The organism is Streptomyces albiflavescens (assembly GCF_014645835.1).
In the GTDB taxonomy this organism is placed as follows: domain Bacteria; phylum Actinomycetota; class Actinomycetes; order Streptomycetales; family Streptomycetaceae; genus Streptomyces; species Streptomyces albiflavescens.
The window spans coordinates 1-13,568 of the sequence record NZ_BMMM01000029.1; the positions used below are offsets into that span (position 1 = coordinate 1).

Annotated in this window: 12 protein-coding genes and 1 pseudogene; 9 read left to right on the forward strand and 4 right to left on the reverse strand. The window is 68.7% G+C overall.

Annotation, left to right across the window (positions count from 1 at the left end):
- Positions 1-438: 438 nt before the first annotated feature.
- On the reverse strand, positions 439-1,503 hold the full coding sequence (locus IEY95_RS45295; protein ID WP_189192165.1) for a hypothetical protein: 1,065 nt from the start codon (positions 1,501-1,503) through the stop codon (positions 439-441).
- A gap of 563 nt (positions 1,504-2,066) precedes the next feature.
- On the opposite strand from IEY95_RS45295, the gene IEY95_RS45300 reads away from it, so the two are divergent.
- Both IEY95_RS45300 and IEY95_RS49835 read left to right on the forward strand, forming a co-directional pair.
- Entirely contained in the window at positions 2,067-2,609 is a 543-nt protein-coding gene (locus IEY95_RS45300; protein WP_189192166.1) for a hypothetical protein, read from the forward strand.
- Positions 2,610-2,756: 147 nt separating this feature from the next.
- Positions 2,757-2,888: a DUF6233 domain-containing protein gene (locus tag IEY95_RS49835; protein WP_268240556.1), complete on the forward strand. Its 132-nt coding sequence runs from the start codon at positions 2,757-2,759 to the stop codon at positions 2,886-2,888.
- Here IEY95_RS49835 and ku read toward each other — a convergent pair.
- Positions 2,885-3,817: a non-homologous end joining protein Ku gene (gene ku, locus IEY95_RS45305; RefSeq protein ID WP_189192167.1), complete on the reverse strand. Its 933-nt coding sequence runs from the start codon at positions 3,815-3,817 to the stop codon at positions 2,885-2,887. The two genes, IEY95_RS49835 and ku, sit on opposite strands and share 4 nt — an antisense overlap.
- A gap of 514 nt (positions 3,818-4,331) precedes the next feature.
- Between ku and IEY95_RS45310 the strand changes: the two genes are divergently transcribed.
- On the forward strand, positions 4,332-5,009 hold the full coding sequence (locus tag IEY95_RS45310; RefSeq protein WP_189192168.1) for a histidine phosphatase family protein: 678 nt from the start codon (positions 4,332-4,334) through the stop codon (positions 5,007-5,009).
- A 536-nt stretch (positions 5,010-5,545) separates the two neighbouring features.
- Here IEY95_RS45310 and IEY95_RS45315 read toward each other — a convergent pair.
- Positions 5,546-6,229: an NADPH-dependent F420 reductase gene (locus IEY95_RS45315; RefSeq protein WP_189192169.1), complete on the reverse strand. Its 684-nt coding sequence runs from the start codon at positions 6,227-6,229 to the stop codon at positions 5,546-5,548.
- 74 nt (positions 6,230-6,303) lie between these two features.
- Here IEY95_RS45315 and IEY95_RS45320 point away from each other — a divergent pair, with 74 nt between their 5' ends.
- Entirely contained in the window at positions 6,304-6,684 is a 381-nt protein-coding gene (locus tag IEY95_RS45320; RefSeq protein ID WP_189192170.1) for a winged helix-turn-helix transcriptional regulator, read from the forward strand.
- 425 nt (positions 6,685-7,109) lie between these two features.
- Here IEY95_RS45320 and IEY95_RS49840 read toward each other — a convergent pair.
- Positions 7,110-7,382 (reverse strand): annotated as a pseudogene (locus tag IEY95_RS49840) (transposase); the annotation flags it as partial.
- Between the two features lie 594 nt (positions 7,383-7,976).
- Between IEY95_RS49840 and IEY95_RS45335 the strand changes: the two are divergent.
- The 5 genes from IEY95_RS45335 to IEY95_RS45355 all read left to right on the forward strand — a co-directional run bounded on the left by IEY95_RS45335 (position 7,977) and on the right by IEY95_RS45355 (position 13,544).
- Complete coding sequence (locus tag IEY95_RS45335; protein ID WP_189192171.1) at positions 7,977-8,867, forward strand: alkaline phosphatase family protein; 891 nt, start codon at positions 7,977-7,979, stop codon at positions 8,865-8,867.
- A gap of 5 nt (positions 8,868-8,872) precedes the next feature.
- Positions 8,873-10,156 (forward strand): MFS transporter, encoded by a 1,284-nt coding sequence (locus IEY95_RS45340; protein ID WP_189192172.1) that lies wholly within the window; start codon positions 8,873-8,875, stop codon positions 10,154-10,156.
- Positions 10,153-11,175 carry a TolB family protein gene (locus IEY95_RS45345; RefSeq protein ID WP_189192173.1) on the forward strand — a complete coding sequence of 341 codons (1,023 nt, stop codon included), beginning with the start codon at positions 10,153-10,155 and terminating at the stop codon, positions 11,173-11,175. The genes IEY95_RS45340 and IEY95_RS45345 overlap by 4 nt, the downstream gene beginning before the upstream one ends.
- A gap of 150 nt (positions 11,176-11,325) precedes the next feature.
- Positions 11,326-12,165 (forward strand): hypothetical protein, encoded by an 840-nt coding sequence (locus IEY95_RS45350; RefSeq protein ID WP_189192174.1) that lies wholly within the window; start codon positions 11,326-11,328, stop codon positions 12,163-12,165.
- A gap of 332 nt (positions 12,166-12,497) precedes the next feature.
- The gene (locus IEY95_RS45355) at positions 12,498-13,544 is read left to right on the forward strand and encodes a LacI family DNA-binding transcriptional regulator (protein ID WP_189192175.1); all 1,047 of its coding nucleotides are present in this window, start codon (positions 12,498-12,500) and stop codon (positions 13,542-13,544) included.
- Positions 13,545-13,568 lie beyond the last annotated feature (24 nt).

Here is a 13,568-nt window from a genome sequence, read left to right on the forward strand (position 1 = left end):
GGCCACGCTACATACGTGGGTTATGGGTGAGATGCAGAAGATCAGAACTGGTCGGCACTGTGTTTTCGTGATGCATGTGCACTTGGTCTTCGTGACCAAGTTCCGGCACAAGGTCGTCGGGAGCACGAGGGGCGCACACCACCGGCGCACACACCCTTCCCGCGCCGCAGCGCTCACCCGCGCGAGCCCCGCAACGACTCGCCGGGGTGGTCGCGGCTGTCACGGCCGCGCTGCCCGAACAGCCCGCAACAAACCGCCTGTTCGACCAGGAGGGTCCTGGAACGGACGAGGACCGGCCCGCAGGGCAAGGGCCGCAGATCCCGTCGTCGAGATTGCGCCGCGGCGTCAGCACCCCCCTGACGGGCCAGCGAGGGCAGAACATCTGGACGAGCCTCCTGCATGTTCGGACCCTGTCGAGGTAGTCCGGGTCTGTCGGCTTCAGCTTCTTTGCGGCGGGAAGCCCCACCGTGGGCTCCAGCGTCGCACCTGGTCGGGTTCGGCGGGTGCTTCCTGGGGCTGACGATTGTCAGCTCTGGCGTCCGGGGAGAGAGAAGGGATGCTGGGCGCAGGCCTGCGTGCGTGACGTCCCCTCACGTGCGTATGACTGTCGTTGATGTTGAAATCCAGCAGGAGCAATTCGAGCATTTCGACCTCTTCAGTAGCTCCTGCGGCTTCTAGTCTCTTCAGGGCTTCCTGGGTGATTCGCTCGATCTCGATCTTGGCTCGCGTCTCCATGTTCGAGCGCCGAGTCTCAGCCTGCTGCATGAACTGTTCGGCTTCACTGCGGAGTTGGTCGGCCCCCTTGAGGAGGCGATCCACTGATGCGGCCGCCTTCTCGCGCTGAGCCTTCGTCTCCCGGATAGTGCGCTGCTTGAGTGCGCTTGCCTCTTGCAGGGACTTGCGGATGATCGATTCGGCCCGGTCGTTGGCCTCCTGGACGATCCTTTCCTGTTGCGTACGTCCATCGAGCAGGTATCGGTCCGCTACAGCCCGCGCATCGGCGATGATCGAATCGGCTTGCCTCTGGACGATAGGCATCCGCTCATGTAGCTGCCGAAACTGATCGATGGCCTCCGCCAACAGTGCGCGCGCCTGCGCCTCAAGGTTCGATGCCCCCAGGGCTCGAGCGGCTGCTGCCTCGTCGGCAGCCTTCGCCTGCGCAATAACGGACTCGGGGTGGGTCGTCAGGGCCAGCAGTCTTTTGTTCTCCTCCTCCAGGCGCGCAAGCTTGGCCTCAAGTGAGTCTCCCTGCCGCGCGGCGGCCGCCTGGAACTTCTCTTCGGCAACCCGTAGCGCCTTGAGTCTGACCAGCCAGACTGCGGAGTCCCCTTTGAGCGCCTGGACCACGTCGCCAAGGAGCTCATCAGACGGCACCTTCTTGGCGTTGAACAACTCCGATAAACGAGGCTGCGGGTAGCCGGCCCTGGCGGCTAGCTCCTTCATGGTCGCCGGAGCGCCCGCCTTGTCCCAGAGGTCCCGCAAGCTGAGCGCAAAGCCGGTCAAGGGCCGTCCATCGTCCTGCAAGGCACTGACTCTGCGCCCCATGGAGCACCCCCCTCACACCGCCCCCTCGGCAGTCGCGCCATTCTTCCGGTCGGAGGGCGAGATAATCTAGTTGATCTCCATCCGGCAGGTTGGCGAATGTTGAACTAGCCGCCCTGCAGGCGTTGTTCAAGCAGGGGGCGAAGAAAAAGGGAAGAATCAAGAACTATCTGCACGTGGCATGCACAAGCCATCCAGTCGGGATTCTTCGTCGTTCATCGGCTTGCTTTATCGGGGTTTGGAATGAAGATCGCACCGGCCTTGACTGGAGATGTGCCTCCGCCACAGCGAGGCAGTCTGCGTCCTTCGCACTCCCGTATCTGGCACCTCTCACAAGAAGCGCGCCAGAGCGCAGCCGCCGGGGAAGCGTGCAGCAACAACGCTGTGGCCCCGGACCGCAATCGGGTCCGGGGCCACTGTCCTGCACTGGCTGTGCGGTGCAGCGAGAACCTGTCGACGGCCTCGTCGGGGAAGCTCTTGGCGGAGCCCCAGCGAGGCCCTGTTCTCTCCAAGGACAACCAATAGTGCACTGCATTGCTTCCCAGCTGGTGAAGAACGCGTATCGGCCACGCATCCGGGTGATGCTGGGCAGTAACACTCCTCAGGAGGGTTTCAGCAGTACCTGGACATGGGCTGCCGTCATCAGCCTGATCGGCCTCGTGGTCTCGATCGGTTTCACTGTCTACAAGCTGCGCAAGCGCAGGACGGCAGAGAAGGCTGAACGGCTCAGGCCCGACTACAACCTGCTCGATGAAGTCGCCGTCGTCCTGGACAAGCTGGCAGACATGCCGGCCCAGAAGTCGGACCTTGGCTCCCTCAACGAGCTGCGCACGAGGGTCAAGCAGGCGGAGCGGCGCTCCCCCGACCTCCGCTTCGGCGACATCGTGGCGCGCATCGACGTCTACCAGAAGACAGTCCTGCCGGACTGCTTCGGCAAGAAGCTGTCCGGCAAGCGGACCACGCTGGAGGAACTGTTGGCCCTGTCCCGGCAGCAGGGGGCCGCGATCACGGAGATCCGGGTCGCGATCGATGCAGTGCAGGCGGAGATCGACCGGCGCACCAAGTGATGTGAACGTCCGTGCGCGAGCCTCTCCAGGCACGCTCACGGGTGTTCGCCCAAGTCCGTTGACCAGCCCGGGACTTGACGCTGTACAACGAGTACCGGACGTCCCTACCGGTTCCGGAAAAGGCTCCACGAGCCCCGCAATCCCCATATCGGCGACTGTCACATGGCAGGGAAGCGGTCGAAGGGCATCACCGAGGACCAGGCGCGCCGAGCACTGTACGAGCGCGTCCCGGCCTGCCCCCACTGCAACCCCGACAGCATCCTCGGGGTGCTCGACTAGGCGCTCCGCGGCTTCTTCGCCGCCGCCTTCTTGGTGGTCTTCTTCACGGCGGTCTTCTTCACGGCGGTCTTCTTGGCGGGCGCCTTCTTGGCCGTCTTCTTGGCCGTCGTCTTCTTGGGCATCTCGTGGACGGTGGCGTCCTCGCCGCGGGAGGCCTGCGCCTTCGCCACGGACTCCTTCAGCGCGGCCATCAGGTCGACGACCCCGCCCGGGGCGGCCTGCTCCTCAAAAGCCTTGGGCGGCTCCCTGTGCTCCCGTTTCGCCTCGATGAGCTGCTCCACCGCCTCCGTGTACCGGTCGGTGAACTCCTCTCCCTCGAGGTCGTCGCGGGACATCCGCTCGATGAGGTGCTGAGCCTCTTCGATCTCGTTGTCGGTGAGCTCGACGGCCCCGGGAGTCAGCTCGGCGGGGTCGCGGATCTCGTCCGGCCAGCGCATGGCGTGCAGCACGATCACGTCGTCCCGCACCCGCAGCATGCCCAGCCGCTCCCGCCCGGACCAGGCGTATTTGGCGATGGCCACCTTCGACGACCGCTCCAGTGCCATCCGCAGCAGCTTGTACGGCTTCGCCGCGACCTGCCCGTCCGGCTGGAGGTAGTAGCCCTCGCCAATCCTGATCGGGTCGACGCTCGCGGCCGGCACGAACGCCTCGATCTCGATCGCCTTCGCCGTCGGCAACGGCATCTCGCGGAGCTCCTCGTCCGAGACCGCGATGATCGTGTCCTTGGAGACCTCGTAGCCCTTGCCGATCTCCACGTTCGAGACCTCGCGGTCCTCGACCGAGCAGTACTTGCGCACACGGACGCGGGCCATGTCGTCGAGGTGCACCTGGTGGAAGCGGACGCTGTGGTCCTCGGTGGCACTGACCACGTGGATCGGGACCGTCACCAAACCAAAGCTGATGGCGCCCGTCCAGACGGTTCGAGGCATGGCAGACCTCCACGGCATGCCCCGAGAAAGCCAGCTTACGGGTGGTGGTGCGGTCCGGCATGCGCAGCAGGAAGGAAAGTACACAGGCCACCGCGGGGCGGAGGAGTGCGGTGCGGATGTCGTACTCGGGCCGCTCGTGGACGCGGGTGCACCGAGTGTGACATCCAAACGACGGCAGGGCCCGGACGGTCAGCCGTCCGGGGTGCCGTCGTTCCGGGCTCCTTACCGCGATAAGTGCAAGCCGACTGGAGCCGTCGGCTGCCTGCCGGGGGACGCACCGGCCGACTGGCGGGGTGGCTCCGGACACCTGGCGGATGTTGCAGCGGGAGGCTTTCACCGACCCTGGAGCAGATGAGTCACGGCGCAGCGTCAGCCTTTCTATGCCGGGGGCCGACTGCTCCGCCTCATGCTCGCCTTCGACGGGGCGGTTGAACGGTGTCGATCCGGCACCGCTGACCGTCGCCGAGTCTCACACCATCTGAAGGCGTGCCGGGCCAAGAAGGAGGTCAGCCTCATGACGATCCGCCTGACGTTTATGTGTGCGCCCGGCGGTGACGCCACCTTGGATCCACTCCTCGGTGACGCTCCCCTGAGTGAGCGCAGCCTGCGTTCGGCAGGTGCCGCGGGAGCAACGCTCCCTCCCCACGAGCTGGCCCTCCGGGCGCCCTCGACGCGCTGCTCGCAGACCGCGGACGCCTTCGGCCTGGTGGCGGTGTCCGAGCCGGCGCTGCGCGATCTCGACCTCGGCAAATGGTGCGGTCGCACCGTCGACGATGTCGCCGCAACCGACCCCGACGGGTTCAACGCCTGGCTCACCGACCCGGATGCCGCGCCACACGAAGGTGAGTCCGTGCGCCGGCTCTGCCGCCGAACGGCGGACTGGCTGAGCAGCGTGACGCCCGACATGGGCCACGCGGTGGCCGTCACCGAAGCAGCCGTTGTCCGGGCCGCGCTCATTCATGCCCTGGGCGTACCGGCAAGAGCCTTCTGGCATCTTGCTGTGCCACCCCTGTCCGCGGTCTCCCTCACCTGGCGAGGTGGAGGCTGGGACGTCCGGCTCGGCAACGTCACTCCAAGGGGGCCCAGCAATGGCTCCTCTCGCGATCCGCGACGCCTGTACGCGCCGATGGTGATCAGTCCGCGGCGGCCCACCTGGGCGGCGGGAAACGATCAAGTCCCTTCCGGGAAATGATCTTCGCCGGCTGCGGGCAGGCCCTGACCAGCGCATTCGTCGGTTCCCCCTCGTGGACGCGGGTACACCGAGTGTGACATCCGAACAACGGCAGGGCTCTGGACGGTCAGCCGTCCGGGGCCCTGCCGTCGTTCCGGGCTCCTTACCGCGGACCGCGATAAGAACCGTTCCTGTGGACTGAGCAGGAGTGAGCCCACTCAGCCGCACGCCCCGAACGGTCTTGGGCGCACTGTGCCCCGGCGTACTCGACCCCGGGGCAGCGACACGCATCCTGTACGTGGTCCGGTCCCGGGAGGCCAGTTCCCTGCGCGACCTGGCCATAGGGGCGCGGCCAGAGGCGACGGGGAGGCCCTGAACCACCACTCCGGCGGAGCAGGGGCCCCATACGCCGGCACCGTACCCGGCGTCCCAGATCGCACGATCACCGCAGCCCGAACGGCCCAGGCCACCACAAGCCCGCAAGCCCGGAAGCCGACCATCACACGATCGAGTCAAACCGCCCTCGTGCACGCTCCCCGGCGAGCAGCCGGCAGCCCCTAACGGAAAGCTGCCGTGTCGCCTTCCGTTTCCGGGTGGCTCGGTCCGGCCGCGTATGCCAGCGGAGGTGCGATTGCTTGCGCATCCGCTCCCTCGCCGACCCACAGCGCGATGAACAGCGCGGCGGTGGCCTCCAGGAGCCCCGCCCGTTCGAGACCGCCGCCGGCCACGGGTTCACAGCCCACGTCCCGCACCAACTCGCGTACACGCGCGAGGGCCGTCTCGTCGTCCCCGCAGACCGGCACGGCCAGTGGTCTCCCGTCGAAGACGGGCGGCCGCATGCGCCACACGTCCTCGTGGCAGAGGTTGAACGCCTTGACCACGTGGGCTGCCGGTGCCGCGGCGGCCAGTTCCTGCGCGGCTGACGGGCCGCCCTCGGTCAGCAGCCGGAAACCCGGCCCGACCGGGTTCGAGCAGTCGAGCAGCACCTTGCCCTCCAGAGCCGCGCCCAGTTCCCGTGCCACGTCCACTCCTGCCCCGAAGGGCAGCGCGGCCAGCACCACCTGCCCCGACTCAGCCGCCGAACGCAGACCGGCAGGCTTCACGCTGCCTCCGATGCGTGCCGCGAGCCGCTCAGCCTTGTGTGCGTCCCGTCCCCCGATGGTCACCTCGTGCCCGGCCCGCACCCAGTGGGTGGCGAGCGCGTCGGCCATGTTGCCCGTTCCCAGTACACCGATTCTCATCACGTGCGCCCTCTCCGTGTCGGCTTCCACCGTTCACACCGACGCTAGAGAGCCTGTCAGGCACCATTTGGTACGTGACGACCGACGCCTTCCTCGCCGACTGCCGCGCCCGCCTCGCCTTCGACCTGTTCTCCAACACCTGGAACGCCGTGGTCCTCTGGGCGCTGCGCGACGGCCCCAGGCGCCCGGTCGAACTGCGTGAGCGGATCGGGGGTATCAGCTCCAAGGTCCTCACCGAAACTCTGCGGCGGCTGCAGTGCAACGGTCTGGTCGACCGGCAGGAACACCCCGACGCACCCTCACGGGTCGCGTACCAACTCACCGTTCTGGGCCGGACCTTGCTGGTGCCCATCGACGCCGTCGGCGCATGGGCCTTCGAGTACGGCGATGAGGTCATGGCCGCCCAGGAAGCAGCAAGCACTCCCGACCCGCAGCCCCCGCCTCCTACTTGCTAGTGCTGTGACCGCATACGTTCGCCGGGTTGGCGGTTGGAGAGTGGTGACGTTCGTTCCAACTCATCCGGTGGGGCGGACGACCACTGAGCACCACAGCCTGATCCCACAGCCCGGGCAGCACCTGACTCAACGACGACGCCGCCCCGGAAACAGTGCGCTGAGCATCCCGCAGACAATCGCTCCGAGTAGCAACCATCCCCACGGCGGCTCCCCCGGCTGATGCGAAACCACATCGTACGCGGAGAGGCCAAGGCCACCGACGCCCAGGAAGAGCGCAAAGCGGCGAAGCCCGAACCACCATCTGGGGCGATCTGTCTCCGGAGTCACACCGGGCATTGTCCACGCTTGCCGGCAAGGCCACGAGGCATCCAGGAGAGGTCGTCTCTGCAACACGGCGAACCTACGCGGTCACAGCACTAGACCGGTCAACAGCGTGAGCGCAGACGTCGCCGGCAGATGAGTGCGCACCCCAGGGTGAGGAAGGCTTCGTGGATGTCATCGCGGATCTCCCAGCGGATTCGCGGGCGGCGGAACCAGTGCAGGTGGGCGAACGCGCGCTCCACCACCCAGCGTTGGGTGCCAAGTCCCGAGCCGTGCTCGATTCCCCGGCGGGCGATCAGCGGCTTCACACCGAGACCCCAGATCAGGCGGCGGTACTTGTCGTGGTCATTGCCGCGGTCGCCCAGCACCACGTCCGGGCTGTAACAGCAGGCGTCTGTCACGCTGTTGCGGTCGTGGCGCACGAGCGGCTGAGCATCGCGAACATGGTCCGCGCTCCCAAGCCCAAGCCCGCCCCCGAGACACCCGGCAGATTCCTGCCGAGCCGAGCTGCGGGCCGGGGAGATGTGCGCCAGGACCTCGGCGTCCACCTCGCGGCCGGCCTCGCGGCTCCAAGCGGTGCTGTCGGTGCGGGGCAAGCGAGGCCGGGTTCCGTAAGGGCGACGTTGAGCGCGCCGACCTGATCGGCGTTGGCGGTGTGTCCGCACCGGGTGCACTCGAACCTCTCTTGCGTGGTGCGGTTCTCACCGGTGCCAGCACAGGTCCACCGGTCCGCCGCCTCCGGGTCGCGCAGCCGGGGGCGGGTGTGGCCCAGGGACTGCTTGAGCAAAGGACATGAGCCCTGCTCAGCAAGGCTTCGCCGTGCTTGGCCTGTGCATGACCCGTGCCTGGTGTGGTCTTTGCCGCGCGGGGTCCAGCGTTCGTCTGTGCTTCACGCAGTTCCGGCTTGGGACTCCTAGGGTTGCGGCGCCGCTCCCCCGCACGTGCCCGTCACTTCTGTCCGGAGGACAGTCATGGCCGCCGTCAAGGCTTCCAAGCGCACCCGACACTCCCTCGCCGCACTCGCCGGGGCTGTCGCCCTCACCGCCACGTCGATCGGCGTGTGGACCGCAACGGCCTCCACCGCTCAGGCCGCCGCTCTGCCCACCCCCGACCACGTGGTGGTCGTGGTGATGGAGAACCACGCCTACTCGCAGATCATCGGAAGCTCCAGCGCCCCGTACATCAACAACACCCTCAAGGCGGGTGGCGCCAACCTCACCCAGTCCTACGGCCTCACCCACCCCAGCGAGCCGAACTACTACATGCTCTTCTCGGGCTCCAACCAGGGCCGCACCGACGACAGTTGCGTCTCGGTCGGCTCCATCTCCGCGCCGAACCTGGCCTCCGAGCTGATCGCCGCGGGCAAGACCTGGAAGAGCTACAACGAGTCGCTGCCCAGCCAGGGTTCGACGACCTGCAGCAGCGGCAAGTACGCGCAGAAGCACAACCCGTGGTTCGGGTTCTCCAACGTGCCGACGAACACCGCGATGACCATGGCGCAGTTCCCGACCGACTACACGACCCTGCCGAAGGTCTCCTTCGTCGTCCCGAACCTGTGCAGTGACATGCACGACTGTTCGGTCTCCACGGGCGACACCTGGATCAAGAACAACCTGGGTGCGTACGCCACTTGGGCCCAGACGCACAACAGCATCCTTGCCGTCACCTTCGACGAGGACAACAAGCTCTCCGGCAACCGCATCCCCACCGTCTTCTACGGGCAGCACGTCGCCCCCGGCAGCTCGAGCGCGACCACCTACAACCACTACAACGTCCTGCGCACGGTGGAGGACCTGGCCGGTCTGAGCGCGCACGCGGGCAACGCCGCCTCGGCGTCCGACATCGCCGGCATCTGGAACTGACGCCCGTGTACCTCGCGGACTCCCGCAGCACCAAGGCCGCCGTCGCCCCGGACACCCGTCCGGGGCGGCGGCCGGCCGCTGTGCCCCCCACCGTGCTGGCCCTGGGTGCGGTCAGCCTGATCACGGACGTCTCCTCGGAGATGGTCACGGCCGTCCTGCCGCTCTACGTGGTCGCGGGCCTTGGACTGTCGCCCCTCGGCTTCGGTCTCCTCGACGGCATCAACAACGGCGTGGGGGCGTTGGTCAGGCTGGCCGGCGGCCACCTCGCCGACGGGGGCGGCCGCCGGCACAAGGTCGTGGCGGGCCTCGGCTACGGCCTGTCGGCGCTGTGCAAGCCGCTGTTGCTGCTCGCCCACACCCTCCCCGTACTCAGTGCCGTGCTCGCGGTCGACCGCACCGGCAAAGGGCTGCGCACCGCCCCCCGGGACGCGATGATCTCACTGGCCACCCAACCCGAGCACCGGGGACGGGCGTTCGGGGTGCACCGCGCCATGGACACCACCGGCGCGCTGCTCGGCCCGCTCGTCGCCTTCGCCGTGCTGCGGGCCACCGTCGACGGCTACGACGCGGTCTTCGCGGTCAGCGGCTGCGTCGCGGTGCTCGGGGTCCTGGTGCTGGTGCTCTTCGTGCCCCGCCGCATCGCCCCCGCCGGTGCCGCAGCGCTGCCCGAGCCGGCCCGGCCGGCCCTGCGCGATTCGCTGGGCCTGCTGCGCCGCCCGGAACTGCGCCGGCTCACCCTGTGCGCGGCCCTGCTCGGTCTCACCACCGTCAGCGACTCCTTCCTGTATCTGCTGCTCCAGCGCGAAGCCGACCTGCCCGCCGACCTGTTCCCGCTGCTGCCCCTGGGCACCGCAGCCGTCTTCCTGCTGCTCGCCGTTCCGCTCGGCGCACTCGCCGACCGCATCAGCCGCCGCCGGCTCTTCCTGGCCGGCCACGGCGTCCTGCTGCTCGGCTACGGCCTGGTGCTCTCCCCCTGGCACGGCGTTCCTGCCGTGGTCGCCGTCCTCGCGCTGCACGGCACCTTCTACGCAGCCACCGACGGAGTCCTTGCGGCCGCCACCGCCGGCGCCGTGCCGGCACAGCACCAGGGCGCCGGGCAGGCACTGGTGGGTACCGGCCAGGCGCTGGCGCGGTTCGCCTGCTCGCTCGCCTTCGGCGCGGCCTGGAGCCTGTGGGGCGGCCGCACCGCACTCGCCGTCACCGCCGCCGCACTTGCCATCAGCGCCCTCGTGGCCTCGTTCATCCTTCGTCCCGCCGACGAAATGTCCCCCGCTGAGGTGTCCCCTTGACCAGAACCACCCGCCTGGTGATCCTGCTGGCCGCCGTCCTGCTGCTCGGCAGCGTCGGAACCGGGGCCGTGCTGTACGCCGCCCACCGCTCGGGCATGCGGGACCAGCAGCAGGCGAACGGCCCGACCGTACGCACCGGCACCGTCTCGCTCCGGCCGACGGCCGACCGCCGGCTGCTGGTGCGCAACCTGGCCTGGGGCCCGCACCGCGACGAGATCGCCACCGTGCCCGCCGACGATCCGCAGGGGCCGCGCACCGCGTCGGGCGTCAAGTGCCTGCGCTTCCACGCGGCGGCCGGTACCGGCATCTGCCTGCAGGCCGTGCACGGCACGCTGCGGGACACCTACCGGGCGGTCGTGCTCGACTCGCACCTGCACGAACTGCACCACTTCCCGGCCGCGGGCATCCCCACCCGGGCCCGCGTCTCACCCTCCGGCCACCTGGTGGCCTGGACGGTCTTCGTCAGCGGAGACTCCTACGCCGGCACGAACTTCTCCACCCGCACCGCCATCGTCGACACCCGCACCTGGAAGATCGACGACAACCTGGAGACCTTCCGCGTCATCAAGGACGGCCGGACCTACCACGCCGCCGACACCAACATCTGGGGCGTCACCTTCGCCGACGACACCCGCTTCTACGCCACGCTGGCGACCGGCGGCCAGACCTACCTGGTCCGCGGCGACGTCACCACACGCACCCTCACCACCCTGCACCGCAACGTCGAATGCCCCTCCCTCTCGCCCGACGGCACCCGCATCGCCTACAAGAAACGCGTCAAGGGAGCCTCACCCGACGCCCCTTGGCGCCTGTACGTCCTGAACCTGCGCACCATGAAGGAGACCGCGACCGCCGAACAGCGCAACATCGACGACCAGGCCCTGTGGTCCGACGACTCCACCCTCGTCTACGCCCTCCCCGGCGACTACGGCTCGGACCTGTGGACCGTCCCGGCCGACGGCACCGGCACAGCCCGCCGGCTGATGGCCTCGGCCGTCGCCCCCGCCTACCTGGGGTGACCGGCCGTCCGCAGTGGTTGACCACCCTTGCATCAGGTGTTACTTCCTGCTCGAAGAGCCACCGTTGACCGTACAGACCCGCTTTCCGACGGCTTGGCGGGACAGCGTTTCGCTCGCCTTCCGGTCCCGTCCGACATCTAGGCTCGGCCCGTGGAGCAGCCGGAGCAGCGCGCCGAGGGCGCGGGACCGTTCACCACCAGGCTCACTTGGCACCTTCCCGGCGGTGGCACCGCGGTGTGGGAGTCGCGGGTCGCGCGGCGGCGCGGCATCCTCGTCGTCCGTTCGCCCGGTGCGGCGGCCAGTGGGCGCACCCGTGCGGATGCCGTTGCCCTAGGCCGGCTGCGCAGACTCAACGTCATCGCGGCGATCGCCTTCGTCGTCGGCGGGGCTCTCTTCGCGGCTGGCGCGGCCGTGGCCCAATTCGGCTCCGGCAACGCCACCGAGAGCGCCTCGATCTACTTCGTGGGCGGCCTGTTCTTCAACACCGGCGGCTACGTCTCGCTGCTTCAGGTGGTCAACGCACCCCGCTACGCCGGCGGCGAGGGCCGGCTGGTCACCCGCCGCTGGCGGTGGTGGAGCTACGAGCCGATGCGGGTGGACTGGCTGAGCGCATTCGTCCTCTTCGCGGGCACGCTCGTCTTCGCCGTCTCCCTGCTGGACTCCTTCCTGCGGGGCCTGAGCGTCCAGCGGGTCAACCGGCTGATCTGGGCGCCCGACGTGGTCGGCTGTGTGCTCTTCCTGGTCTCCGGGCACCTGGGCCTCGTCGAGATCTGCCACGGCCGGCCCTGCGTCCGCCCCCGCAGCCTCAGCTGGTGGATCGTCGCCGTGAACCAGCTCGGTTCCTTCCTGTTCATGGTGGCAGCGCTCGCCGCCTTCACCCGCCCCGCCACGGGCAGCATGGTCAACGCCGACATCGCCAACTGGGGCACCCTCACCGGCGCCCTGTGCTTCTCACTCGCCGGCCTCATCCAGCTCTACGAACACCCCTAGCTTCGCGCTGCGAGACCATCACCGGCGCGGGATGCCGCTGTCACGCTCGTCGACACCGATCGAGACGACCATGTGCTGTGTGAGACTCCACACCCGCCGTACGGAAGGGCGGTGTGCACACATGTGAAGTGGCTGCTCCGTCCACCAATGCTCGTTGGTCGTGCGCCCCTCCCCCTCTGCCCAGCCTCGACAGCCCAGGCTTGAACGATAAAATCGATCCGTCCGGCATGCGGGGCGCTGATCTCCGTTCATGCACATACGTATGGGTCGACCAGCGGGGGATGCACATGACGGCCGGTTCCCATGGCCCACGGCTGATTCCGGGGCCGTCCGTGACCATCTCGGACGTCGCCGAGGCGGCCGGGGTGTCACGACAGACGGTGTCCAACGTGCTCAACGCGCCCGACCGGGTCCGCGCCGAGACGCGGGAGCGGGTCAACCGGGCTGTCTCCGACCTCGGTTACCACCCCAACCGGGCGGCACGCTCGCTCAGGGCCAGCTCTCCCCGCATGGTGGGGTGCAGGATCCTGCCGGTCCATGCGGAGACGGTGGCTTCCATTCAGGACCGCTTCCTTCACGCGCTCGCCGAGGCGGGCCAGGCATGCGACCACCATGTGCTGCTGTTCACGGCGCCCGATGCCGACGAGGAGACCGAGCGGTGCACGGCGCTGTGGCGCGCCGGGGCCGTGAGCGCAGTGGTGCTCTACGACGTCACTCCGCACGACCCGCGTCCACGGCAACTGGAGGCAGCCGGCGTCCCGTTCGCCGCGTTCGGGCGTACGGCGACCGGTGCCGCCGGCTATAGCTGGGCCGACGTCGACAACACGGCCGGGACGGCCTCGGCCGTCGATCATCTGGTTGCCGCCGGCCACCGGCGCATCGGATTCCTGGGCTGGCCCGAGGGCTCCAGTGTCGGCGACTCCCGGGCGCACGGCTGGCTGGCGGCCATGGACCGGCACGGCCTGCTCGCCCAAAGCCACCGGCTCGACGTACGGGGCGACGACACCATGTCGAGTGGTACGCGGCTCATGGTGGAGCTTCTGGACCGGCCGGGGCCGCCGACCGCTGTGGTCGCGGCGACCGACGCTCTCGGAGTGGGCGCGCTGCATGCCGTGCGCCACCACGGGCTGCGCCCCGGCGAGGACGTCGCGGTGGTGGGATTCGACGACACCCCGGCCGCAGCGGCGGTGGGTCTGTCGAGTGTCCGTCAGCCGATAGAGGAGGTCGGCCGGTTGATCATGGCGGAGTTGCTGCGGCTCGTCGGCCGGAACGCGGATGAGGACGTCGACGAGGCTGCCGAGTCTCTGCATCGGCTGCTGGTTCCGGAGTTGGTCGTGCGTGCGAGTTCGGCGCCGCCGCGGAGCGCGCCCGGCGGCTGATCCGGCCGCGCGCCTCTGCCTCTG

What these genes read in the sequence shown, in the direction of transcription:
- ku (WP_189192167.1), bottom strand. Translation starts at nt 3,817, where the DNA reads ATGCCTCGAACCGTCTGGACGGGCGCCATCAGCTTTGGTTTGGTGACG.
- IEY95_RS45310 (WP_189192168.1), top strand. Translation starts at nt 4,332, where the DNA reads ATGACGATCCGCCTGACGTTTATGTGTGCGCCCGGCGGTGACGCCACC.
- IEY95_RS45315 (WP_189192169.1), bottom strand. Translation starts at nt 6,229, where the DNA reads ATGAGAATCGGTGTACTGGGAACGGGCAACATGGCCGACGCGCTCGCC.
- IEY95_RS45335 (WP_189192171.1), top strand. Translation starts at nt 7,977, where the DNA reads ATGGCCGCCGTCAAGGCTTCCAAGCGCACCCGACACTCCCTCGCCGCA.